At 39.9% G+C, this 21,964-nt stretch carries 25 protein-coding genes, 1 rRNA gene and 1 pseudogene; 9 read left to right on the forward strand and 18 right to left on the reverse strand.

Annotated features, from left to right (window positions below; translation table 11 throughout):
* Positions 1-11: 11 nt before the first annotated feature.
* Positions 12-126 (forward strand): 5S ribosomal RNA (gene rrf, locus FTV38_RS14580).
* Positions 127-295: 169 nt separating this feature from the next.
* Here the strand turns inward: rrf and FTV38_RS14585 are convergent.
* The 7 genes from FTV38_RS14585 to FTV38_RS14615 form a co-directional block, all read right to left on the reverse strand.
* Positions 296-706 (reverse strand): hypothetical protein, encoded by a 411-nt coding sequence (locus tag FTV38_RS14585; protein ID WP_078194283.1) that lies wholly within the window; start codon positions 704-706, stop codon positions 296-298.
* Positions 707-716: 10 nt separating this feature from the next.
* The gene (locus FTV38_RS14590; protein WP_078190122.1) at positions 717-1,262 is read right to left on the reverse strand and encodes an ATP/GTP-binding protein; all 546 of its coding nucleotides are present in this window, start codon (positions 1,260-1,262) and stop codon (positions 717-719) included.
* A gap of 15 nt (positions 1,263-1,277) precedes the next feature.
* Positions 1,278-2,252, reverse strand: a complete 975-nt coding sequence (locus tag FTV38_RS14595) for a hypothetical protein (RefSeq protein ID WP_180022867.1) — start codon at positions 2,250-2,252, stop codon at positions 1,278-1,280.
* An 86-nt stretch (positions 2,253-2,338) separates the two neighbouring features.
* A complete protein-coding gene (locus tag FTV38_RS14600) occupies positions 2,339-2,698 on the reverse strand; it encodes a roadblock/LC7 domain-containing protein (RefSeq protein WP_180022868.1) in 360 nt (119 codons plus the stop codon).
* A gap of 425 nt (positions 2,699-3,123) precedes the next feature.
* A complete protein-coding gene (locus FTV38_RS14605; protein ID WP_180022869.1) occupies positions 3,124-3,765 on the reverse strand; it encodes a hypothetical protein in 642 nt (213 codons plus the stop codon).
* Between the two features lie 18 nt (positions 3,766-3,783).
* The gene (locus FTV38_RS14610) at positions 3,784-4,212 is read right to left on the reverse strand and encodes a ClpXP protease specificity-enhancing factor (protein WP_180022870.1); all 429 of its coding nucleotides are present in this window, start codon (positions 4,210-4,212) and stop codon (positions 3,784-3,786) included.
* Positions 4,213-4,239: 27 nt separating this feature from the next.
* The gene (locus FTV38_RS14615) at positions 4,240-4,893 is read right to left on the reverse strand and encodes a glutathione S-transferase N-terminal domain-containing protein (RefSeq protein WP_180022871.1); all 654 of its coding nucleotides are present in this window, start codon (positions 4,891-4,893) and stop codon (positions 4,240-4,242) included.
* Positions 4,894-5,058: 165 nt separating this feature from the next.
* On the opposite strand from FTV38_RS14615, the gene FTV38_RS14620 reads away from it, so the two are divergent.
* The gene (locus FTV38_RS14620; RefSeq protein ID WP_180022872.1) at positions 5,059-5,304 is read left to right on the forward strand and encodes a hypothetical protein; all 246 of its coding nucleotides are present in this window, start codon (positions 5,059-5,061) and stop codon (positions 5,302-5,304) included.
* A gap of 62 nt (positions 5,305-5,366) precedes the next feature.
* Here the strand turns inward: FTV38_RS14620 and rpsI are convergent, their stop codons facing one another.
* Together rpsI and rplM are read right to left on the reverse strand one after the other, a co-directional pair.
* Entirely contained in the window at positions 5,367-5,753 is a 387-nt protein-coding gene (gene rpsI, locus FTV38_RS14625; RefSeq protein WP_078190115.1) for a 30S ribosomal protein S9, read from the reverse strand.
* 12 nt (positions 5,754-5,765) lie between these two features.
* On the reverse strand, positions 5,766-6,194 hold the full coding sequence (rplM, locus tag FTV38_RS14630; RefSeq protein WP_004722943.1) for a 50S ribosomal protein L13: 429 nt from the start codon (positions 6,192-6,194) through the stop codon (positions 5,766-5,768).
* A gap of 661 nt (positions 6,195-6,855) precedes the next feature.
* On the opposite strand from rplM, the gene pdxA reads away from it, so the two are divergent.
* Genes pdxA through FTV38_RS14650 form a run of 4 tightly spaced genes read left to right on the forward strand, consistent with a single transcriptional unit; the run spans position 6,856 to position 10,413 of the window.
* Positions 6,856-7,839, forward strand: coding sequence for a 4-hydroxythreonine-4-phosphate dehydrogenase PdxA (gene pdxA, locus FTV38_RS14635; protein WP_180022873.1), 984 nt, complete (start codon positions 6,856-6,858; stop codon positions 7,837-7,839).
* A 21-nt stretch (positions 7,840-7,860) separates the two neighbouring features.
* Positions 7,861-8,718, forward strand: coding sequence for a pilus assembly protein PilJ (locus tag FTV38_RS14640; protein WP_180022874.1), 858 nt, complete (start codon positions 7,861-7,863; stop codon positions 8,716-8,718).
* 30 nt (positions 8,719-8,748) lie between these two features.
* Entirely contained in the window at positions 8,749-9,561 is an 813-nt protein-coding gene (gene rsmA, locus FTV38_RS14645; RefSeq protein ID WP_078190111.1) for a 16S rRNA (adenine(1518)-N(6)/adenine(1519)-N(6))-dimethyltransferase RsmA, read from the forward strand.
* 6 nt (positions 9,562-9,567) lie between these two features.
* On the forward strand, positions 9,568-10,413 hold the full coding sequence (locus FTV38_RS14650) for a symmetrical bis(5'-nucleosyl)-tetraphosphatase (RefSeq protein WP_180022875.1): 846 nt from the start codon (positions 9,568-9,570) through the stop codon (positions 10,411-10,413).
* A gap of 52 nt (positions 10,414-10,465) precedes the next feature.
* Here the strand turns inward: FTV38_RS14650 and FTV38_RS14655 are convergent, their stop codons facing one another.
* The 6 genes from FTV38_RS14655 to hflX all read right to left on the reverse strand — a co-directional run bounded on the left by FTV38_RS14655 (position 10,466) and on the right by hflX (position 14,702).
* Positions 10,466-10,912 carry a DUF2147 domain-containing protein gene (locus FTV38_RS14655; protein ID WP_078194271.1) on the reverse strand — a complete coding sequence of 149 codons (447 nt, stop codon included), beginning with the start codon at positions 10,910-10,912 and terminating at the stop codon, positions 10,466-10,468.
* A gap of 143 nt (positions 10,913-11,055) precedes the next feature.
* Positions 11,056-11,505, reverse strand: coding sequence for a DUF2147 domain-containing protein (locus FTV38_RS14660; protein WP_168379558.1), 450 nt, complete (start codon positions 11,503-11,505; stop codon positions 11,056-11,058).
* 60 nt (positions 11,506-11,565) lie between these two features.
* Positions 11,566-12,018, reverse strand: coding sequence for a DUF2147 domain-containing protein (locus FTV38_RS14665; RefSeq protein ID WP_111884999.1), 453 nt, complete (start codon positions 12,016-12,018; stop codon positions 11,566-11,568).
* 248 nt (positions 12,019-12,266) lie between these two features.
* A complete protein-coding gene (locus FTV38_RS14670; protein ID WP_078190106.1) occupies positions 12,267-12,941 on the reverse strand; it encodes an LrgB family protein in 675 nt (224 codons plus the stop codon).
* Positions 12,942-12,952: 11 nt separating this feature from the next.
* A complete protein-coding gene (locus FTV38_RS14675) occupies positions 12,953-13,324 on the reverse strand; it encodes a hypothetical protein (RefSeq protein WP_078194269.1) in 372 nt (123 codons plus the stop codon).
* A 43-nt stretch (positions 13,325-13,367) separates the two neighbouring features.
* Positions 13,368-14,702, reverse strand: a complete 1,335-nt coding sequence (hflX, locus tag FTV38_RS14680) for a ribosome rescue GTPase HflX (RefSeq protein ID WP_180022876.1) — start codon at positions 14,700-14,702, stop codon at positions 13,368-13,370.
* Positions 14,703-15,114: 412 nt separating this feature from the next.
* On the opposite strand from hflX, the gene FTV38_RS14685 reads away from it, so the two are divergent.
* Positions 15,115-15,939 (forward strand): 1-acyl-sn-glycerol-3-phosphate acyltransferase, encoded by an 825-nt coding sequence (locus FTV38_RS14685; RefSeq protein ID WP_180022880.1) that lies wholly within the window; start codon positions 15,115-15,117, stop codon positions 15,937-15,939.
* 42 nt (positions 15,940-15,981) lie between these two features.
* Here the strand turns inward: FTV38_RS14685 and FTV38_RS14690 are convergent, their stop codons facing one another.
* Entirely contained in the window at positions 15,982-17,601 is a 1,620-nt protein-coding gene (locus FTV38_RS14690; protein WP_257228801.1) for a phospholipase D family protein, read from the reverse strand.
* 104 nt (positions 17,602-17,705) lie between these two features.
* Here FTV38_RS14690 and FTV38_RS14695 point away from each other — a divergent pair, with 104 nt between their 5' ends.
* A complete protein-coding gene (locus FTV38_RS14695; protein ID WP_180022878.1) occupies positions 17,706-18,716 on the forward strand; it encodes a metallophosphoesterase in 1,011 nt (336 codons plus the stop codon).
* A 297-nt stretch (positions 18,717-19,013) separates the two neighbouring features.
* On the opposite strand, the gene FTV38_RS14700 is transcribed toward FTV38_RS14695, so the two are convergent.
* Together FTV38_RS14700 and FTV38_RS14705 are read right to left on the reverse strand one after the other, a co-directional pair.
* Positions 19,014-20,327, reverse strand: coding sequence for an MFS transporter (locus tag FTV38_RS14700; protein ID WP_111885003.1), 1,314 nt, complete (start codon positions 20,325-20,327; stop codon positions 19,014-19,016).
* Between the two features lie 145 nt (positions 20,328-20,472).
* Positions 20,473-21,114, reverse strand: a complete 642-nt coding sequence (locus tag FTV38_RS14705; RefSeq protein WP_180009191.1) for a hemolysin III family protein — start codon at positions 21,112-21,114, stop codon at positions 20,473-20,475.
* Positions 21,115-21,221: 107 nt separating this feature from the next.
* On the opposite strand from FTV38_RS14705, the pseudogene FTV38_RS14710 reads away from it, so the two are divergent.
* Positions 21,222-21,839: pseudogene (locus tag FTV38_RS14710) on the forward strand (methyltransferase); the annotation flags it as partial.
* Positions 21,840-21,964 lie beyond the last annotated feature (125 nt).

Here is a 21,964-nt window from a genome sequence, read left to right on the forward strand (position 1 = left end):
ATAACAGTTGTGCTGGCGACAATAGCAAGAGTGAACCACCTGATCCCTTCCCGAACTCAGAAGTGAAACCTCTTAGCGCTGATGGTAGTGTGGGGTTACCCATGTGAGAGTAAGTCATCGCCAGCTCATTATTCGAAACACCCCCTGATATCTCAGGGGGTGTTTTTTTATGTCGGGAAAAAGGTAAAAGAAGAAAAGAAGAATAGAATAGGAAAATGAATAAGTTAAAGTGACGAATAAATGAATATTTCTGCCTCAAATATAAATTTAATAGTCTTTTATATTTCTATAAAGTTTATTGATCCGCTGAAATAATTGATTGCGTTGCAGCTTTAAGCATATATAAGACTTGGCCTAATAAAATGTCCTTATCAGTCAATGCCACAATAATCATGGGATGATTTTGTGCAGCAACAGATGCAAGTATCGCTTTTCCATTTTCGGCATCTAAGGTTATATTTTGACAACCGACCAAATGAATTTCTTTAATAAATGCTGACACCATTGCAAGGATAGAGCTGCTAACCGCAGCTAACTTGCTATTGTTATATTGCCCACGTTTGTAAACACTTGTTAGCTCAAATCCATCTGTTGAACACACCATGATGAAATGAACGCCTCGTGCATTGTTAATAATATTATTTATTTGTTCACGGGCATGTTGTATTAACTCATTCGAAGCGGTGCGTTTTGTGACATTAAACATTAATAGCTCCTTATGCGGTAATGTAGTGATTTACTTCGATTGAGGTAATTAAAGCTTCAAGTAGCAGTAAAACGTCAGATTTTTTGCGACAGTCAATAAAGAATAGGGGCGAATATAAGTCCTGACTAATCAGCCAATCTTTGTAGATAGCAGTATTCGTTGAACTTGTGATTTCGTCTGTATGGGTAATTCCAATGGCTATGTTATCTGTATAGTTTTGGAAGGTTTCTAAGTAGCTTTCGAGTTCACTTAGGGGATCATTAACATTATGATCAATCAAAATAATTGCACCGATTGCGCCTTGACAAATCACAGGCCAAATAAAATCAAAACGACTTTGTCCAGGGGTACCATATAAACCTATTTTTAAACCATCTTCTAAGGTCACTTCTCCGTAGTCGATACCTACTGTAGTTTCAAGTTTTTGATGGCTGGTTTGATCTGTATTAAACGCCTCGGTCAGTAGAACTGGGATATCAGAAAGTGAACGGATCGCTTCAGTTTTTCCAGCACCCATAGAACCAGCAAAGACAATTTTATATTGCTGAAGAATCATGTTTGATGTCCTATTCTAAAATCCAAATTTACGGCGTAATTTACGAAAGAAGTTTTGCACAAAGTTCTTTTCTTCTGTTGGTTCATGCGTTTCAGGTGGCGTGTAATGTTTATCCCAAAGGTTTATTTTTTTAATATTCAGTGATGCCATATTCGCAGCAATGAACTGTCGAATGGTGCTGAGGGGTATATCATATTGTTCTGCGATCGCTGATATCTTTGCGCCCTGGATAAAGCATGCAGAAAGTTGAAAAATTTGTTTATGAGATAAATATTCAGCAGGTTTTGGCCAGCTTAAAATTCGAAAATGACCATCTTCAGGAACTGTTTGGTAAAAATTCGGAGTTTGCCAAAATAGATTCCATATCCAGTCTTGAAGGATGACGGGGTGCTTTCGACTTACATGGGTCATATCTTCAATTGATGCGAAATCATATTTAAAACTAGCATCGGTGTGTTGAAGTTGACGCTCAAGGTTGAGCCAAGCTATGTTTTGTGTGGTATCAATTACCGCTATTGTGCCTAGATCATCATATAGGTGTAATTTTTCATGGTTATATTCTGCATACATTTTTTTGAAGTAATCATCTTCCAAATTAAAATCGCTAAAGCTTTGAGTTTGACATTTTTGTGCATGCTCTATGGATTCGTTAAGGTCATTATGGCTGACGAGATGTTTATCAATCCATTGATTGAGCTCTTGATTGTCATCCACGGGTAGGAACAGCGTATTATTTCTGACGCGCCCTGATTGTTGGTTGTCTTTCGAGATCTTGAGCCACGGTAAAGCGCGGCGTGTTAATATTTTTTGAATTCCTTCGGTGTCAAAAAAACGCTCATGAATAAATAGGCAATCGAGATTCACATCAGATGCACTTTTCCATTGGATATTAAAGTGCTGTGGAAAAATTGCGTAAAGCTGATGTTTGAGTTGATCTGAATCATGAATACTTAATCCTGCAATGCCGATATTGATATATTGCTTATTCATGGTGTTCCTCGACTAATTTTATTCAAACCTGTAAAACATTTTGGGAATAAAAAACCCTCTTATTGGCATAAGAGGGTTGGGTGAAATTAAGCAAAATCTAAATTTTTTTCATAGGTTTTTAATTCGTGTCGAGCCATGGCTAGGTTTGCTTTGGCACGATCAAGTACTAAATATAAGAACACGGATTCATTATTTTCCAGTGGACGAATCAAGTGATACTGCTTTCCTAAGGTAATTAAAATATCAACAATGTGATCATCTAAATTGAGTGACTGAGCAACACGTCTTTTGGAGCGAACCACTTCAGTATTTCCAGCAGCTGCTAATTCTAAATCAATATCTCCACCGCCTTGTGTCGCCATAGCTAGGCCACTTTCACCGTCTACCAGTGCCGCTGCATGAAAACCGTCGATTGTTGTGAGTGATTCTAATGAAACTTTAGCCATTTTTATGCCCCTCTTTTAGGTTATACATGATTATTATTTGTAGATATTTAGGTAATTAACTAGCGTTTTTAACTACATAATTTAATTATAGGAAGCGTAAGGGGCATTGCAATAAAATTAATTTTTTGCTTTAAAAGGATAATATTTTCTAAATATAGCGTTAAGTTTTAGGATTTAAAAAATGTGATTTAATTTGCTATATATATTTTTTATGTATTTTAAAACTTTATTTTTGATATAAAATTTACCAAAATTCAAATGTAATATTTTGTAAATGGTGTGATAAAACTCGATTTTTGCAGACTAAAGCTGACTGATTTACATAAAGAAAACAAAAAGTGATCTAAAGGCGTGTAATTTAGAATATTCGATTTAAAAAAACCTGCTTAAAAAAGCAGGTTATTGATTTAGAAAAATGAAGTCACTTAAGCAAAAATATTACAAGCTGCAGATGCCAGAATCCATAAAATCACCACTGCAACGATAGGCTCTACAATTTTTGACCAAGTTGGCACTTGTACTTCAGTTGTCACATCTTCTTGAGTATGTTGTTGATTAACCATTTGATTGAACTCCTTCATTGATACTTCTAATGATATCTCTTCTTGTAGATTTGGTTTAGAACCAAGAAGCTCTGTTAGGTTGTTTGTTGACCAAACCCAATCATCCGCTTGACCAGAAAGGTGTTCAATTTGGCCGTTGAGTAATTCTTGAATGCTTTGTGGTGAGTGTGAGCCGGTATCATGAAGTTGCTTTAATTCATTTAATTGTAAATGAAAAATTTCAGTTGTTAGGTGTTCAAGTTCAGAGCGCTCTAATATTGATGCATTCGATGGATTGGTGGTCAGATGGCGTGAAACTTCTTGAATATAGAGTTCATCAGGATGAGTAATTTCTTGATAAACCTTTTGAGCATTATTGCGGAGCTGATGAATCAATTCACCTAAGGTTAAAGCATTAATTTCACGTAAATGTTGTCGTTTTTCTTCACGATTTAAATGACTTAAAAGCGTAGGCTTTTGAGATTCTATTTGTTCGACAAAATATTGTACTAAATCAAAAGCCATTATTCGCTTCCTTATTCTTTAATCGAGCAACCTTAAACCCGGTTTTTTCTTCGGTTGCTCTTGTTGTTCTTGGTCGTTTGATTTTAAAGCATTTTGATCATTCTGAATACCTTCATATTCTTGAGGATCGAAGAACATTCCTTGACCATTTTCACGTGCATAGATGCCTAGAACAGCAGAAAAGGGGATATAGAGGTTTTGCGAAACGCCACCAAAGCGTGCAGAGAAAGTAATCGTCTCATTACTCATGTGTAGCGCATGCGTTGCATGAGGTGCGATATTCAGGACAATTTGGCCATTTTGAATATATTGAACTGGCACCATCGTACCATTCTGTGTCGCATCGACAAGTAGGTAGGGGGTAAGTTGGTTTTCACAAATCCATTCATAAAGTGCCCGTGTTAAGTATGGACGTGTTGGAGTGAGTTGTAGTTCCTGTTCAGACATAATGCTTACTCGAATATTTATGGAAAATTAATTTTTTACTAAAAGCTCGCTATAGCGATTTTTTTCCTGCAATGTCATTGATTTGATAAATGCTGGACGGCTAAAGATGCGTTGGCAATAGAGAAATATAGGGCGGCATTGCTGTTTGGGAAGCTCAATCCCCATGGCTTTTAGGCGCAGAAATATAGGTGCGAGCATACAGTCTAACATGCTAAATTGTTCAGACATAAAATAAGGATAATGCTGAAACAAGGGGGTTAGTGAAATGAGTGTATCACGTAATTGTTTTTGTGCTTTTTGTTTGGCTTTTTCATCGAGGGTATCGGGATGGCGAAGCATAATATCGGCAAGTCTTAACCAATCTTGTTCGAAGCGCCATACATATTGACGTTGCTCTGCACGAGGCATGGGTGCATCTGCATACAGTTTATTTTGACGATATCGGTCATCCAGATATTCGGCAATAATACTGCTTTTATAGAGTTTTAGGCCATTTTCAATCATCATCGGAAGTTGATTGTAGGGATTTAAACTTGCAAGATCTTCGTCTTCATCATCAGCAATAATTAAATTATGTTTGATTTGCTTCTCTGCAAGTACATAGCGTATCCAGTGTGAGCGAAAGTCATCCGCATGACTGTAAAGCGTAATCCCTTGGAGAGGTGCATTTTCGACTGACATAATCCGAGACGATGAGAAATGAATAAGATAGGATACTAAAATTAGACAGTAAAATCACGGGGACTTTAGCAATATCAATGCCGCTACAGTGAAAATTACAGTTTTGTTTTATTTGATTTTATCTGATAGCTATTTCATGTCATTCATTTACCTGATCGTCACCGCATGATGACCATTGCACTTGTACAAAAATTATTATTTTTCGCTGCTGTTATTTTTATGGGCATTGGCTTTTATACGGCACTCGCTGGAGGTTATGCCTCTGATTATGGAGCAGAGGATGATAGTCCTGAACAAAAAAGCAAAATGACCATTTGTACAATTACACTAACACTGTCGGTTATATGCTTAATTGCGAGTTTGAGTCTCTTTGTTTATCGGATCATTGTTCTATTTGCATCATCTTCATAAAAATTAAGACATAAAAAAACCTTGGCATAAGCCAAGGTTTTTTGTCCGATTCGGTAAACGAATTAACGTTTAGAGAATTGAGGACGTTTACGAGCTTTACGTAAACCAAGTTTCTTACGTTCAACTTCACGAGCATCACGAGTAACGAAACCAGCTTGACGAAGAGCAGGTTTAAGAGTTTCGTCAGAAGCGATCAATGCACGAGTAATACCGTGACGGATAGCGCCTGCTTGACCACCGATACCACCACCAGCAACAGTGATGTAAAGGTCATATTTCTCAGTAGCTTCTAAAAGCTCAAGTGGTTGGTTAACAACCATACGAGCAGTTTCACGACCGAAATATTGTTCTAAAGAACGGTTGTTGATTACGAGTTTACCAGTACCAGCTGATAGGAAAACACGTGCAGTTGCGGTCTTACGGCGACCTGTACCATAGTTAGTAGCCATGTGCTGTATCCCTTAGATGTCCAAAACTTGTGGCTGTTGAGCAGTATGTGGATGCTCAGTACCAGCGTACACTTTCATTTTCTTGATCATTGCATAACCAAGAGGACCTTTTGGCAACATGCCTTTTACAGCACGTTCGAAGATTTCTTCTGGTTTGTGAGCAACTAATTTTTCGAAATTAGTTTCACGAATACCACCAGGGAAACCAGTGTGGCGATAATATTTCTTATCAAGTGATTTTTTACCAGTCACTTGAACTTGCTCAGCATTGATAACAACGATGTAGTCACCAGTGTCAACGTGAGGAGTATAAGAAGTTTTGTGCTTACCGCGTAAACGACGAGCGATTTCAGTCGCAAGGCGACCTAAAGTTTTGCCAGAAGCATCAACAACGTACCAGTCGTGTTGAACTTCAGCTGGCTTAGCGCTGAGAGTTTTCATTAAACCACTACCTATTATAGTTGGTTTGGACTATGGAAGCTGTCCAAACAAAAGGAGACGCGATTCTATACGAATACGTGAAGAATCACAAATGAAAATATAAAATTTCAAGCGCTGTATTGTAGTATATTTCTTCAGCAATAAACAGTAGATAATCCAGAAATTATAAAAAAAGCGGATGAAAGTAAATCATGTCGAATTCTAATCTGTTAAAAAACACATCTGAACCCTTATTTTGCGACATTGGTGGTATTTAATGGGCTTATGTAGCACCTTGATTTTAAGCCCAACTTTTTTGTATTTGGTATATTTGCATGGGGCGGATGGTGCGATCATCGTTTTGTTGATGATGCTCACTTTATTTTTCCTTAGTTATTTATTGGTTTATCTGTTGATTGGATTATTGCTTGTGAGCGTTATGTCTTTTTGGTTGATAACGAAGTACCCGCAGCATGTGTCAGTCGTTCAGCGCGGCATTATGATTCTTATTTGCATTGATTTGGATCATTGACATTTTAGGTTTTGCTTTCGATTTCATTCCATACAATGTCGTACAACGCGCTTATTTTTGAGTTTTGTCAGGTATTTTTAGTCAATAAAATTAGGTCTGTCATGTGCATCACACAGTATAATAATGTTATTGCACACACAGGATAGACCCATGCTGCCTTTATATATCACGAGCGGTGAACCCGCAGGTATCGGACCTGATATTTGTTTGAGCTTAGCCAATCGAATAGATGAAAGGCCAATTGTGGTTCTTATTGATAAAGATTTGCTGATCAAGCGTGCTCAACAGTTAAAGCTCGAAGTTGAACTGATTGACTATGTTGGGCAGGAAGCGTCGGCAGCTCTAGGTCAGCTTTATGTGGAACATGTACCTGTGGCTAAATCTGTCATCGCAGGTCAGTTAGATGTGAACAATGCAGCCTATGTGTTGGAGCAATTACGGCGTTCTGCAGATTATGCGATGTCTGGCAAAAGTGTTGGTGTTGCAACTGCACCTGTGCAAAAGTCGATTATTAATGATGCCGGTATCCATTTCAGCGGACATACGGAGTTTTATCAAGAATTTGCAGGCGTTGATCGTGTCGTGATGATGCTTGCGACCAAAACGCTCCGTGTCGCATTGGCAACTACACATTTACCGCTTCGTGATGTAGCCGATGCCATTACTCAAGAACGTTTGCATCAAGTCATCGATATATTAATTCATGACTTAAAAACCAAATTTAAAAAAGATCATCCGCATATTTTAGTCTGCGGTCTAAACCCACATGCGGGTGAAGATGGCTATTTGGGCATGGAGGAGATTGAAGTGATCAATCCGGTGCTAGAGCGTTATCGCGCTCAAGGGGTGAATATGAGCCTGAGCTTACCTGCCGATACCTTATTTACCCCTGAAAATTTAAAAGATGCCGATGCGGTTTTGGCGATGTATCACGATCAGGGCTTGCCTGTGTTAAAGTCGCAGGGCTTTGGCGAAGCCATCAATATCACTTTGGGCTTACCGTTTATTCGGACTTCAGTGGATCACGGCACAGCACTGTCACTGGCTGGAACCGGTCTTGCTAAAAGTTCGAGTTTACAGGTGGCGGTTGATTTGGCTTTAGAATTAGCACGTGCGAAAAATAACGAAAATTAATAATAAGGGTTTGAATTTTATATGAATAATAGTAAAAAATTATCAAAAACAAAACAGGAAAATAACAAGATGCTTGGGGCGAAATCGAACATTCGCCCATTTTTTGGGATTGTGTTAGCGTTGATGCTGTCAGCATGTTCAACGCTTGCTACAGATCATCATTTTTGTGAATTAAAAGTATTATCGCTGCAAATTCCAAAACAGACGGAAGGATTTATACGTTTTGCATTACCGGGTGCTGTGGATGGCTTTAAACATAATCAGCAAAAATTTAATCAAGCGCTGACCGCGGTGCATAAAAAATATGCGAATCGTGATGGTGCTGATAAAATGCTTCAAGATGGACAGGCAATCAATGCTAATATTGATCTGCTTGTACAGCATCAAAATAGCCTGAGTGCGCTATATGAATATCAACTTCTTGTAAGTGAAACCATTCCGGGTATTCAAGCTGAATATAACATTCTGGCTGATATGATGGCTAGAGCAAACAATTCAGCTATTCAAGCAATGATTGCCAAAAATCAAGTCTATATTGCGGGACGAATGTTGAGTTCTTTGCTGAAGTTAACTGATGTGAATTCTATTCATCCAGACGATTTAGATGACTTTTTAGCAGATTTTGAAACTTTCAATATTTATTTGAAGGCTCAACTGAATGGTAATCCCGAACTCGGTGTAGAGCGCGTACACAATGCTGAAATGCGTGAAAGTTTGCTCTCCATTCAGGCTGAAACTGAAGAAATGATGAAATCTGAAACAATGGCTTTGTTACAACAAAGAGAGCCATTGCTCAGTGTAATTAAAGCGGCTCGGGATAATGTGACCAAGTCCGAAGAAATTTTTGCTCGCTTGAGTGAATTTGAATCAAGTCAGTAATCGTTGTAATAAACCTATGCGGAGAATTTTATGTATCAAATTAATGCCCTAAACCCAAAAGATGAAGGGCATCACACGCGTAAGCGGTTTGGACAGAATTTCTTACATGATCAACGTGTTATTGCCAAAATTGTACGTTCGGTAAATCCGCGTACTGGTGACAATATTGTCGAAATTGGTCCCGGTCTTGCCGCGCTTACATCGCCTTTAATTGGTGAATGTGATGCTCTAACTGTGGTTGAGCTGGACCGTGACTTAGCTGCAGGTTTGCCGGGCCGTGTGCCGCATCCTGAGCGCTTGACCATTGTTGAAACCGACGCGCTGAAATATGACTTTACCGAGCTGTTTGCCGAAGGCCGTCCTCTGCGCGTGGTTGGCAACTTGCCGTATAACATCTCGACTCCGCTGCTGTTTCATCTCTTGGAGTTTGGCGACAAAGTCAAAGACATGCACTTCATGCTGCAAAAAGAAGTCGTGGACCGTATTACCGCTTCACCGAATACTAAAGAATATGGTCGTTTATCGGTGATGATTCAATATTTCTGCAAACCGACGTTTTTATTTGAAGTGCCACCGGGCTCATTTAATCCGCCGCCAAAAGTCACCTCTGCGGTATTCCGTTTAGAGCCTTATGCCGTTAAACCGATTGTGGCGAAAGATGAAAAAGCGCTTGCGCGTTTAGTTTCACATGTCTTTACTCAGCGCCGCAAGACCTTGCGTAACAGCTTAAAAGGCATGTTGGTTGAAGATGGTTTTGAAAATGCAGGGGTTGATCCAATGGCGCGTCCAGAAACCCTAACACTTGCAGAATTTGTCGCATTAGCAGATCAAATGGTGGCTTAAATAATTATGACTCGCAATATTCGCTATAACTATGTCATTGGTGATGTTCAAGGCTGTTTTGAAGCATTAAAAGCTTTACTGAAAGAGATTAAGTTTGATGCAGACCAAGATTTTATATGGTTTGCCGGTGATCTCGTCGCACGGGGTGAAAACTCGGTAGGCGCTTTGCGGTTCATCAAAAAATTAGTGGATAGTGAAGTTGCGGCGACGGTACTGGGCAATCATGATCTGACTTTGCTGGCATGCGCTCGCGGTATTAAGGATATCAATCCTAAAGACAATATCGATGATGTGATTCACGCTTTAGAAAGTGATGATTTGATTGATTGGTTACGCAAGCAGCCGCTGTGTCTATTTCCGAATGAGCAAACCATTTTGACTCATGCGGGTATTCCTTTGAATTGGACTGCGCAGCAAACCGCTGATTTGGCAAAAGAAGTGGAAGCGGTGATTGGTCATGACGACTTTGATGTGGTCGATGCGTTTCTTCAAGTGATGTACGGTAAAGAGCCGAACCTATGGTTGGATGATTTATCTGGTCATGCGCGCTTACGCTGTATTACCAACTATTTGACCCGCATGCGCTTAACCGATGCAGAAGGTCGTTTAGAGTTCAGTTTTAAGGATTCACTCGATGACCCAATGCCGAAGGGTTTTCAACCATGGTTTGAGTTTGAGTCACAAGCAGCTCAGACCCATCAAATTCTTTTTGGTCATTGGGCTGCTTTACAAGGAAAAAGCATTTCAGCAAAAATCCAAAATGTGGATGGCGGATGTGTCTGGGGCAATCAGTTGATGGCCTATCGTTTAGAAGATCAGCACATGTTTGCTGTCGATAATCCTGTAATGTAAGTATTTAAAAATAAAAAAGCCGCATTGATGCGGCTTTTTATTGGTGTGAGGATTAGTCTAAACGAATCCAAGTTTGGTTACGACCTAAGACTGAAACGCCAATACTTGCACGGATCGAAATACGTTTTCCTGTGCTGTTTAAGCGCACTTTAGCATCATAAACTTTGCCAGAAAGAGGGTCGATAATACGACCTTTTTCATAATTATTTGTATTATTAATTTGCTTTAAACCTTTAACAATTTCCATGCCGAGAATCGGTTGGTTGGTATAAGGCGCAGGGCACTTATTACAGTTTTTTTGCGGTGTATAGCCCGGACGTGGTGTAATTTTAATAATTTTACCGGTATAGGTATTATTTGATTCTTTGTGAATCGAAATAATCGCTTTGGCCGCTCCTGTTTTATCGTCAATTTGTTGCCACGTGCCAGCAATGTCATTTGCAAATGCACCATTCATCAATCCGAATGTGCAAAGGCTGAATAATATTTTTTTAAACATAATCGCTTGTCCCCGAGAAGCATGATTTATGAGCACGTATGTTAGAAAGTTTACGAGAATAGTCAACTTTAATTTAAAAATAATTTGAAGATATTCGGAATAAGAAAAACCGCCATGTCGGCGGTTTTTTTACTTGTTTGAGGTTACTCTTGGCGAATCCAAGTTTGGCTACGACCAAGTGCAGAAACACCCATATAACCCCGTAAAGTTAGGCGTTTCCCACTGGCATTTAAACGGATTTTTGTGTCGTAAACTTTGCCTGAAAGAGGGTCAATAATACGGCCTTTGTCGTAGTTATTAGTGCCTTCAATATGTTTTAAACCTGTTAAGATATCAAGGCCTAAGATTGGCTTGTTTTTGTAGGGTGCAGGGCAGTTTACGCAGGTGTCGCGTGGTGTATAGCCCGGACGCGGCGTCACTTTGATGATTTTACCCACGAATGTGCCATTACTTTCTTTACGGATTTCAATAATGGCTTTTTGTGAACCTGTTTTATCATCAATTTGTTGCCAAGTCCCTGAAAGGTCTTGAGCAAAAGCTGAACCACTCATTACAGCAGCTAAGAATAAGAGGCTCACTTTTAATTTTTTCATCAGATATTCCCTGTAGGTGGTTCACCTATATCAAATCAATTTACTGAATAAATTTAAAATTTATTCAGCGCGAATCCATGTCTGTGTACGACCAATTGCGGAAATCCCCAGATATCCACGTAAATGTAAGCGCTTACCATTGGCAGAAATTTTGCCTTTTAAGCTGTAAATTTTGCCTGCTAAAGGATCAATAATTTTTCCTTGAGAGTAGGTATTTTCACTTTCAAGTTTCAGCCCCTTAAATACATCCATCCCTAAAATAGGCTGGTTGGTATAAGGTGCAGGGCAATTCACACATTTTTCCTTTGGTGTATAACCCGGACGTGGCGTCACTTTCACAATTTTGCCGGTATAGGTGTCTTTGGCATCTTTTCGAATTTCGATCAGTGCTTTAGGCGAACCGGTTTTATCGTCAATTTGTTGCCAAGTCCCTGTAAGATCTTGAGCATAGAGTGCAGAGCTTGTGACTACAGCACCAAATAATGCAGCCCATTTCAAACTTTTTTCGATCATATTAATAATCCTTTATCAATACACTTTGTGAGGGTTTATTGATCATACTAGGTAATATTTGAACTTAGAGCAACTACTCTAAGCCTAAATATTTACATTTTATTCGGGAAAGTTGACATGTTGCACAAAAGTGCCTTTACCAAAAATGTAACATCCACAGCACATCGTTCAATGTGTTGTGGTGTACCCTAGAATTTATATTAAGTTTATTTTTTATACAAAACAATCATTTAAAAGTGATTGCTCAGTCACATATTTTGTAGATAGAGTATGAAAGTTGGCAACCAGATTGCTGTGAATACTGCATTTACCGCCATGCCAAATGCCGCATAGCGCCCAGCAATGCTGCCGCGCTGCCAAGCTTGAGCTGTGCCAATTGCATGTGCAGCAAGTCCTAAGGCGAGTCCTGATGCACGTTCATCATGAATATTTTTGAGTATGATGGGTGAAAATGCTGCACCAATCACCCCTGATAAAATCACAATCAAAATCACCAAAGGAATCGGGGAATGCAGCAGCGTCGCAATGTTGATGGCAATAGGGGTCGTCACAGCTCGTGTAGCGAAAGCCATAATGGTTGGATCAGACAGATGCAGTAAATAAGCCAGCCCCATAGGGAGGGCAACGGCACTGATACTGGCAAAGACTAAAATCCCGCCTACGGCTTTTAATGGTAAGTCATCGTAGCGCATCGCTGCTAAAGGAATGGCCAAGGCCACTGTGACATAGCCGAGTAAGTTATTGAACAGTGGATTGACCTGTGCCATATAACTTTCATAGGAAATGCCAAAAAGATAGAGCATACCAATGACGAAAAACATCCCAATCACAATCACGGGGATTTGCGGTAATTTTTTATTAATGGGTTTTGCGACAAGATAGGCGATCAGGGTAATGATGAATCCAGAGATGATTGAAAGCATGTTGATTCTCCTTATAGCCATTTCTTAGACATTTTTGCGTAGACCCATAGCGGTATGAGGGTGCTGACAAAGAGAACAATCAAAAACATTGGAATTTCATCACCTAAATGCATCATCATCAGCAATGAGCCTGCACTAATGGGTAAGAAGGCAAAGGCACTTTCTTTCATGATTTTATTATTGGTATCGACCAAACTGGCTGGAATTTTGTTGAATTTTCTCCAAAATGAAAGCACGATCAAGAGGGCAATCAAACCGACTAGATTGCCTAATTCTGGGTGATTGAATTGCTTCATGACCCAGACCGCGCCTTCACGGAAAATAATAATTAATGCAATAGTGCCTATCCAGGCTTTCCAGTCGATGCGCTTGATCCAGTCCATTTTTGTCTTTCGTTAAAATTATACTAATCAAGTTTTAACCGATTTAGTCTTTAATTTCAAATTCTTCAAGTGGACGTTGAAATTGTTGCGCACGCGTTCCCAAAATTTCTTCGATGGGTAAATGCGCCTGTTTAATCAGTTGTTCTAACTTATGCGGGGCGATGATGACATGCAAAATTAAGTTGCCTTGTTCATCATAACTTTCATTTTGGATCACATTAAGTGCATACAGTTGTGTTCTTAATTTGCCATAAGCCGGTTTTAGACGGACTTCAAAGCTTTGAATTTGCCCCATTAAGCATTCTTGAACCGCTTGGCGTAATAAGGGTAGACCTTTACCACTATGCGCAGAGACATAAACACGTTCCGGCTGATGCGGCTTGCCATAGATGATTTTAGGATCTTCACCACTGACATCAATTTTGTTATAAACGCGCAGAATCGGAACATCGACACCAATTTCTTTCAATACTTTTTCGACAGCCTCGATTTGTTCCATCATGTCTGGACTACTGGAGTCAATGACATGTAACAATAAGGTCGCCTCCAACGTTTCTTCTAAGGTGGCTTTAAATGACTCGACCAATGAGTGCGACAAATTACGCACAAAACCTACGGTATCAGCGAGCACCAAGTTACCGATACCATCCCAATGTAGACGGCGTAAGGTCGGGTCGAGTGTCGCAAACAGTTGGTCAGCTGCATAGACATCACTTTTTGCTAAATTATTAAATAAGGTCGATTTACCCGCATTGGTATAACCCACCAATGACACGGTCGGAACAGCGGCTTTTTGACGTGCCACACGACCTTGCATACGTGTTTGGCGGACTTTCTCAAGTTTCGATTTGAGTTGTCCCATACGCAGCTTGAGTAGACGTCGGTCGGTTTCCAGTAGCGTTTCACCCGGTCCACGTAAGCCAATCCCGCCTTTTTGGCTATCGAGATCGCCACGACTACGAATCAGTCGTGAAGCCATATGTTGTAATTGGGCCAATTCAACTTGCAATTTACCTTCATAGGTACGTGCGCGTTGGGCAAAAATATCTAAAATTAATTCTGTGCGATCGACCACACGACATCGCATGATGCGTTCAAGATTACGTGCTTGGGCAGGGGTGAGGGCATGGTCAAAGATGACCAATTCTACTTCATGCTCTGCAACCACTTCTGCAATTTCTTCCGCCTTCCCTGAGCCAATAAATAATTTGGCATCAGGCTTAATACGCTGAGCATGCACATGCTGCAGAATATTGGCACCTGCAGATTGAGCTAGTAAGTGAAATTCTTCGGCATCAAGGTCTGCGAGCATTTGTACTGCTACGCTGACTAAAATTACGCGTTCACCGCTCGCTTGATGTTGATTTAAATTTTCCACTCAGCACACACTCCTGTTTAAAGATTCATTTTAGGCGAAAATGGAGTGCGAGGGTTAATCTAAGTGAGGGATTAATGGCTAAGTTGCTGTATGTTGTACTATTCAATTAGAGAAAGCTGTGAAAGCTCAGTGCCAGTAAAAAAAGCACACTCATATATATCAGTGAAAAACCAGCAATGGCTTTTAAAGCTTGCCATGAAGAAATAGGAGGGGTATCTGAATGTGAGTGATTCATAATGCATAACCTTTAAAATCGATATAAAAATGATATTTGATTTTTAAAAACGATTAAAATGGAAAAATATTATCTTCGACTTCGGTTTTTATGATCAATGCAAAAAAACTGTCTTCGGTATATGATGATGAAAATTTACGCCAAATTGTGGCACCGTGTCATTTTAGTGAACCGTTTATGAATCAACCTCAAATCGTCAATACACCGCAAATTAATGTGTTTTCAAAATTTTATTTGTATTGTAAAAAAGTCGGTGCAGCAGCCGTTGCTGTGACGCAGGGTTTTTATTTGGTTTATCGTCATCAATTGTATAAAGACCCGAATAACCCGCAAAATACCCGCTATGTGCAGTATTTTTGTCGCAAGTTATGCAAAGTATTTAATCTTGAAGTCAAAGTACATGGTGAAATTCCACGTCAACCCGCCCTTTGGGTAAGTAATCATATTTCATGGTTAGACGTTGCAGTTTTGGGTTCAGGTGCACGTGTTTTCTTTTTGGCTAAAGCTGAAATTGAAAAATGGCCAGTATTCGGTAATTTGGCGAAAGGCGGTGGCACGTTATTTATTAAGCGTGGCTCTGGCGACTCGATTAAAATTAAAGAACAAATTACGGGCTTCTTAAAACAAGATACGCCGGTACTCTTTTTCCCAGAAGCCACGACTTCGGATGGCAGCAAAATTAAAAAAATTCATGGTCGTATTTTAGGTGCAGCGATTGAAGCTGAGCGTCCAGTCCAAATTTGCTTAATTTGCTATGTGAATCAGGACGGTGAACTCGATAATATTGCGCCCTATGTCGGAGACATTAGCTTTGATCGACATGTCAAAAATGTCTTGGAAATGCCGAATGTCACCGCGCATCTGATGACATTGCCGGCAATTGATTCGGCAGGTCATACTGTTGAAAGCCTGACGCAAGAAGTACAGCAAAAAATGAATCAGGGATTAGCTGAGCTTCAAGCTAAAGTCCTTAAAGTGCCAGTTCCAGTTGAAGTTAAATAATTTAATGATACGCTGCAAGGGGATGCCTTTGCAGCACGATCCTTACATAAAGCCTTCGAGCGGCAACCAAGAGACAAATTTAACCCCCGCTTTTTGCCACCACTTGATTTTCGGTTCACGTGGATAAATACGCGTTTGACCATTTGACAGCTTAATTTTCCAATTGATTTGTTGGTCTGCATTGAGTACCAACTTATAGGCATATTTACTCAAATTTTCATCCATGGTGTAATGGACGGCTTTGGCTAAGCGTGGGCTATTTAGTAATACCCCAATTTCAGTATTTAAATATGCTGAGCGAGGGTCAAAGTTAAATGAACCAATAAAAACTTGTTTTTCATCAATTGCCATCAGTTTGGCATGCAGACTCGAACGGCTTAAACCTTTCAGACTCACTTTAGATTTTTCCGCCAACTCTTTGGTATTGGTGTTGAGGTTTTCTGCATCAGGTCTAGAGAGAAATTCATAGAGTTGAACGTCGTGTTCCAAGAGATCTTGGCGATATTTGCTATAAAAAGCATGAACCAATGGCACGTCATTGGCCTGGAATGAGTTGGTCAAAACTCTGACTTTTACACCATCGGCACGAAGATTTTTTAGGCGTTCAGCCCCTTTTTTTTCTGGGACAAAGTAGGCCGAAACGATATCGACACTTTGTTCCGGTTTATCTAAACGGTTGAGGAGCTGAAAGTTGAGATGCTCTTCTTTTTTAGCCTTAGATTTGATTTTGCTTGGGGAATCTTTGACCACTTCGGCTTTAACCCAGTCAAATTGGATTTTATTGTTGAGCCAGTCATCAAAGGCATGTGAACGATTGGCTAAGTCCAAATAATTAACTACAGTGGCTTCTTGGTTATAGTCATCGAGTTGTTGTTTGAGACTGTCAAAGCGCAAGCTATAGTGGCGTGGATTGACCAATTGGCGTACTGGAAAGGCATAGTCATCATTCCAATATTCGTCAAAAGAATGAATGATTTCATCGGATGCCGCACCGACCAGCATGACGTCAACATCGGAAAATTGATAATTATCACTGACGTTATAGTATTGGTTACTCATATTGCGACCACCAATCAGTGCGATTTGATTGTCTGCAATAAAGCTTTTGTTGTGCATACGGCGGTTGATGCGTTTTAGATCCAGCACCATATCGACAGGGCGAAAATGTCGGAAGCGGTAGGGGTTATACAGTTTGACATCAATATTGGCATGTTGGTCGAGTGCCATATAAATGCCTTCCATTTTTTTGGCATTGTTGTCATCGACCAATAAACGAATTTTCACCCCACGATCAGCAGCTTTGATCATGGCATGTAGGGCCAAAGCACCAATTTTGTCGTTATCCCAAATATAGTATTGTAGATCTAAACTTTTTTCGGCCTTATTGATCAGCTCGATTCGAGCCGCTAAGGCTTCCAATGGGTCATAAAGAACATGGTAACCGGTTAAGTTTGGATTTTGTTCACGTAGCGGCAGCACAATTTTCGCAAGGCTAGTATCGTCTGTAGGAGTATTAAAGGCATATTCCACAGGTTGAGTTTGCTGTTTAGGCAAGGTACTACATGCAGATAAAGTCAAAACAAGGCTACAACTCAGCAAAACCGCCTTAGTGTGGTTGTGTATGAAGGGCAAATTTTGCTGTTTCGGTGTAGCTGAGTTCATACTGTTAGACATACTAAAAAATTTGATTTGAGTATAAGTGTCAGCTGTGAAAAGATAAATATAGTGACCGAGTTTTCTCGTTAGGCAAATTGTAGAGCAAATGTATGTGGGAATTAGATTCCGTAGTGATGTATTTTTATATCGGGTTGGCTGTGCTGGGCGTTTGGGCAATTTCCCAAGCTTGGTTAAGTCAGTCGCGCACGGAAACGATTCATCCGTTTAAAGCCTTCGTACATTTGTTGGCATTTTATCTTTCGTATTTACTTATCCCTTTATTCTTCTTTAGCTTTTATGCAGGCTGGAGTGGTTATTATTCACTGCATGAAGCGATTTTTGTCGGTGCTGTTACGGGCCTTTTATGCTATGCCCGATTTATCGAGCCGCACATGATTCAGGTAAAAAAATGCCAATATCAATTGCATGAAACACGACAATTATTAAAGCCTGTACGCATTGCTTTAATTGGTGATTTACACATTGGTTTATTTTCGGGCCATGAACGTCAGTTAAAAATGATCGTCGATAAAATCAATGCACAAAATCCTGATTTGGTCGTGGTTGCAGGGGATTGGACTTATGAACCTGAAAATAAGTTGGCTGAAGAACTGGCTGTACTGAAAAAAATTATTGCTCCAATTTATTCGGTGAATGGTAATCATGATGAGCAATATCCCGGTCCGCCTATTCAAGCGCTGTTAAAAAATGCATTAGAAAGTAATCATGTGGTGGATATCGAAGGGCAGGTGGTTGAGTTTAATGAGTTTCGTTTATTAGGCGTTGGGGACTTATGGGCTGGTAAAGCCGATATGCGCTATTTGCCAGAATTGCCACAGGATAAGCCTTGGATCATTTTGTCGCATAATCCAGATACCGTCGATATGGTACCTAAACTGCCAGGACGACCATTGATGTTATCGGGTCATACGCATGGTGGACAAGTAGAACTGCCGTGGTTGACCGATTATGTAATGAAAAAAGTGTCGATTTTAGGTCATAAAAAAGGGCTATATCAGCATGACAATGCAGATGTCTTTGTCACTGTCGGTACGGGGATGGTTGGGGTACCTTTTCGTTTTCTTGTGCCACCGACCATTGATATTATCGAGTTGGTTTAATCAAAAACTACCGTTCATTATCGCTAAACGGTTTGGTGACTGTTCCTCTTGATGAAGAGCTACAGACCTTGCTTTGTTAATAAAATTGAACCGTGCCATTAAACATTTGCTGTTTGAAGTTGAGTGAATGACAGTGTCTTGGAACAGATAAGGTGTATTGCTACTTAGTGGGATCTAAGCTGCATTCATGAATTAAATCGAAATGCCGTCACTACAGAGAAATAATTAGTCTTTGACTCAATTTGAGACATAAAAAAAGCCAGCGATATCGCTGGCTTTTTTTGCTATTGAATCAGATTAAACCTGATTATTCACATCATCATTTTTGGTTTCGCGAATCATTAAAAACGCGATCAATGAAAGGATTGATGCTGCAGTCAGGTAGTAACCTACTGCATATAAACCATAGCCAGTTGCAAGTTTAGTTGCGATCAATGGCGCGAAAGATGCACCAAAAATACCTGCCATGTTAAAGGTTAAAGCTGAACCTGTGTAACGTACAGACGTTGGGAAGATTTCAGACAATACCGTACCAATTGGACCATAGGTTAAACCCATGATCGCAAGACCGATACATAGGAATAAGAACACCATCGCAGTACTGCCAGACTCAAGCATGCTTGAGAAGACTAAGCCAAACAATGCAGATACAACACACACCGCAATCGAAGTTGTTTTACGACCAAATTTTTCAGCAAATACAGCAGAAAGTGGAATGAAAGCAGCAAAACAAAGTGTGGCAACCAGTTGAAGTTTTAAAAACTCTTCACGTGTGTAACCCAGCTGCGTTGTACCCCATTGTAAAGCGAATACTGTAGTTAAGTAGAACACAACGAATGTACAAATCGCGGCAATCGTACCGAGAATTAACATCCCCCAGTGCTTAGTGATCACTTCTTTGAACGGAATATTTACTTCTTTTTGCTTATCCAATACTTTTTGGAACGCTGGTGTTTCATGTAATTTTAAACGAATCCACAGACCGACAATAACCAATAGAGCACTTGCAATGAATGGAATACGCCAGCCCCATTGCATAAACTCAGCTTCAGACATGAAGTGACCTAAGGTCAAGAATGAGCCTGTTGCAAGAATAAAGCCGATTGGCGCGCCCAATTGTGGGAACATACCATACCAAGCACGTTTGCCTTCTGGCGCATTTTCAGTTGCAAGCAGAACGGCACCTGACCATTCACCACCTAAACCAAGACCTTGACCTAAACGACAAAGCGCAAGCATGAGCGGAGCAGCGATACCAATTTGAGCATAGGTTGGAAGCAAGCCGATACATACCGTCGAAATCCCCATGGTGAGGAGTGCGGCAACCAATGTGGCTTTACGACCGATACGGTCACCTAAATGGCCAAAGAATGCTGCGCCAATCGGGCGAGCAATAAAGGCAATTGCAAACGTTGCTAGAGATTGGATCGTTGCGGTTGTTGGATCTGTACTTGCAGGGAAGAACAGATGCGGGAAGATAATTACAGCCGCAGTTGCATAGATATAGAAATCGAAGAACTCGATTGTGGTACCTACAAGACTAGCTGTAAGTACGCGGAATTTTGAATTTGTTGGTTGCTGTTCAGTGGCAGCAGCACTTGAAGACGCCATGGTGGACCTTACACTTACTAAAAATAATTGAACTTAGTTTTAAAAGCGTAATCTTTTTAAAAAAGGCGTAATTTCTTAAAAAAATACGAAATACCAACTTACGGACTGCGGAATTAGGGTCACTAAAGAATGCAGTGTCAGCGGGTTATATCACGTAGAGATAAATCGACAGGAAATGTGATCCTGCACCTATCAATACAAAAATATGCCAGATAGCGTGTGTATATCTTACCTTTTTTAAGGCATAAAACAATGCACCGATTGTATAAGATAGCCCGCCAATGATCAGGTAGGTTAAAGCTTGATCAGATAAAAAGCGTTGCATATCATCCATTACCAGTACTGCAAGCCATCCCATCACCAAATAAGCAATCAACGAAATCTTTTGAAAACGATGAATGAAAATTAATTTGAATAGTGTTCCAATAGCGGCAATAACCCACAGTGCAATGAGTAAATAATGCGCTTTTGCGGTAGGCAGTGCGATTGCCAGAAACGGGGTATAAGTACCTGCAATTAAATAATAGATTGCGGTATGGTCGAGTTTTTTGTACCAACCACGGCGCTCAGGAGATTCTGCGAAGTGATATAGACTCGACGCTGAAAACAATAACAGCATACTGAATGCATACACCCAAAGTGCAAGCCATTTTCCAGTTGGAAGATATGATCCTTTTAAAATCAGTAGGATACCTGCGATGGCCGACAACGCTGCACCGAAAGCATGGGTATAGAAATTCAGTCTTTCTTCAGCTTGGTCATAAGCTAAAAGATGGGGAGGATTCATAACGTATCTTTTATAATAATTTAAATATACACATGTATAGTAATTCAATTTTGCTTTTGGTGTAAGAAGATTTAAAATTGTTTTGCAAATTTATCTAGGTTTATATTATGTCATCATTGGCTTCTCCCTCTACGCAAGAGCAGCAATTTTTAGCAGCCTTTCAGCAAGCCATTGAAACACAGCGTTTTGATCGCATGATTTTGAGTCAGTATAAAGGTGAATTAGACCAATTAGAAAAAATGACCTTGCGAGTCATTTCGCTGCAAGGTGAGTCATTTCTCAGCTGTTTATATCGTTACAAAACTCAAGATATCACCAAAAATTATCCAATCGCATCTGCATATCAACAAGTCGAAAGTTTATTGAGTTGTTGTAAGCAAGCCAACCTGATGACCTTAGATGAAGAAATTCAGCTTAAGAAAAATAAAAAGAAAGCCATGCTAAGCATTAGCAAAAAGCAGCCTGCTTTAGGGAAAAATCCTACGGAGCAGCAAGGGCATGATCGAGCAAAACATCGCTATGTCGATCAAGACAGTTTCTTTCTACAGCCATTGGGCATTACGGATGCCAAAGCACAAATTATTCCGAGCATGGCGCGTAAATGGAAACAAATTAATAAATTTGTAGAAATTTTTTCAGGTGCTTTAAGTCAGATCAAAGAGACCGATCAATCTCTACATGTCGTGGATTTTGGTTCAGGCAAGGGATATCTAACTTTTGCACTAGATCTCTTTCATAAATCAAAAAACGATCTTCTTTTTGGTTAATATTTGCACTCCGGATTTCTTAGCATTCGTGCATAATCTGCGGATGAAATACATCGATTCAAACAAGCTTTCTGATCCTCAGT

Origin of the sequence: Acinetobacter sp. YH16044 (genome assembly GCF_013417145.1) — a bacterium.
In the GTDB taxonomy this organism is placed as follows: Bacteria; Pseudomonadota; Gammaproteobacteria; order Pseudomonadales; family Moraxellaceae; genus Acinetobacter; species Acinetobacter amyesii.

Coding starts and splice junctions, on each gene's coding strand:
- FTV38_RS14675 (WP_078194269.1), bottom strand. CDS start 13,324: ATGGACTGGATCAAGCGCATCGACTGGAAAGCCTGGATAGGCACTATT.
- FTV38_RS14640 (WP_180022874.1), top strand. CDS start 7,861: ATGAATAATAGTAAAAAATTATCAAAAACAAAACAGGAAAATAACAAG.
- FTV38_RS14650 (WP_180022875.1), top strand. CDS start 9,568: ATGACTCGCAATATTCGCTATAACTATGTCATTGGTGATGTTCAAGGC.
- FTV38_RS14705 (WP_180009191.1), bottom strand. CDS start 21,114: ATGAATCCTCCCCATCTTTTAGCTTATGACCAAGCTGAAGAAAGACTG.
- FTV38_RS14655 (WP_078194271.1), bottom strand. CDS start 10,912: ATGTTTAAAAAAATATTATTCAGCCTTTGCACATTCGGATTGATGAAT.
- rsmA (WP_078190111.1), top strand. CDS start 8,749: ATGTATCAAATTAATGCCCTAAACCCAAAAGATGAAGGGCATCACACG.
- FTV38_RS14690 (WP_257228801.1), bottom strand. CDS start 17,601: ATGAACTCAGCTACACCGAAACAGCAAAATTTGCCCTTCATACACAAC.
- FTV38_RS14600 (WP_180022868.1), bottom strand. CDS start 2,698: ATGGCTAAAGTTTCATTAGAATCACTCACAACAATCGACGGTTTTCAT.
- FTV38_RS14595 (WP_180022867.1), bottom strand. CDS start 2,252: ATGAATAAGCAATATATCAATATCGGCATTGCAGGATTAAGTATTCAT.
- rpsI (WP_078190115.1), bottom strand. CDS start 5,753: ATGGCTACTAACTATGGTACAGGTCGCCGTAAGACCGCAACTGCACGT.
- FTV38_RS14665 (WP_111884999.1), bottom strand. CDS start 12,018: ATGATCGAAAAAAGTTTGAAATGGGCTGCATTATTTGGTGCTGTAGTC.
- FTV38_RS14660 (WP_168379558.1), bottom strand. CDS start 11,505: ATGAAAAAATTAAAAGTGAGCCTCTTATTCTTAGCTGCTGTAATGAGT.
- pdxA (WP_180022873.1), top strand. CDS start 6,856: ATGCTGCCTTTATATATCACGAGCGGTGAACCCGCAGGTATCGGACCT.
- FTV38_RS14620 (WP_180022872.1), top strand. CDS start 5,059: ATGATGACCATTGCACTTGTACAAAAATTATTATTTTTCGCTGCTGTT.
- FTV38_RS14605 (WP_180022869.1), bottom strand. CDS start 3,765: ATGGCTTTTGATTTAGTACAATATTTTGTCGAACAAATAGAATCTCAA.
- FTV38_RS14685 (WP_180022880.1), top strand. CDS start 15,115: ATGAATCAACCTCAAATCGTCAATACACCGCAAATTAATGTGTTTTCA.
- FTV38_RS14615 (WP_180022871.1), bottom strand. CDS start 4,893: ATGTCAGTCGAAAATGCACCTCTCCAAGGGATTACGCTTTACAGTCAT.
- rplM (WP_004722943.1), bottom strand. CDS start 6,194: ATGAAAACTCTCAGCGCTAAGCCAGCTGAAGTTCAACACGACTGGTAC.
- FTV38_RS14585 (WP_078194283.1), bottom strand. CDS start 706: ATGTTTAATGTCACAAAACGCACCGCTTCGAATGAGTTAATACAACAT.
- FTV38_RS14590 (WP_078190122.1), bottom strand. CDS start 1,262: ATGATTCTTCAGCAATATAAAATTGTCTTTGCTGGTTCTATGGGTGCT.
- FTV38_RS14610 (WP_180022870.1), bottom strand. CDS start 4,212: ATGTCTGAACAGGAACTACAACTCACTCCAACACGTCCATACTTAACA.
- FTV38_RS14700 (WP_111885003.1), bottom strand. CDS start 20,327: ATGGCGTCTTCAAGTGCTGCTGCCACTGAACAGCAACCAACAAATTCA.
- FTV38_RS14670 (WP_078190106.1), bottom strand. CDS start 12,941: ATGCTTTCAATCATCTCTGGATTCATCATTACCCTGATCGCCTATCTT.
- FTV38_RS14695 (WP_180022878.1), top strand. CDS start 17,706: ATGTGGGAATTAGATTCCGTAGTGATGTATTTTTATATCGGGTTGGCT.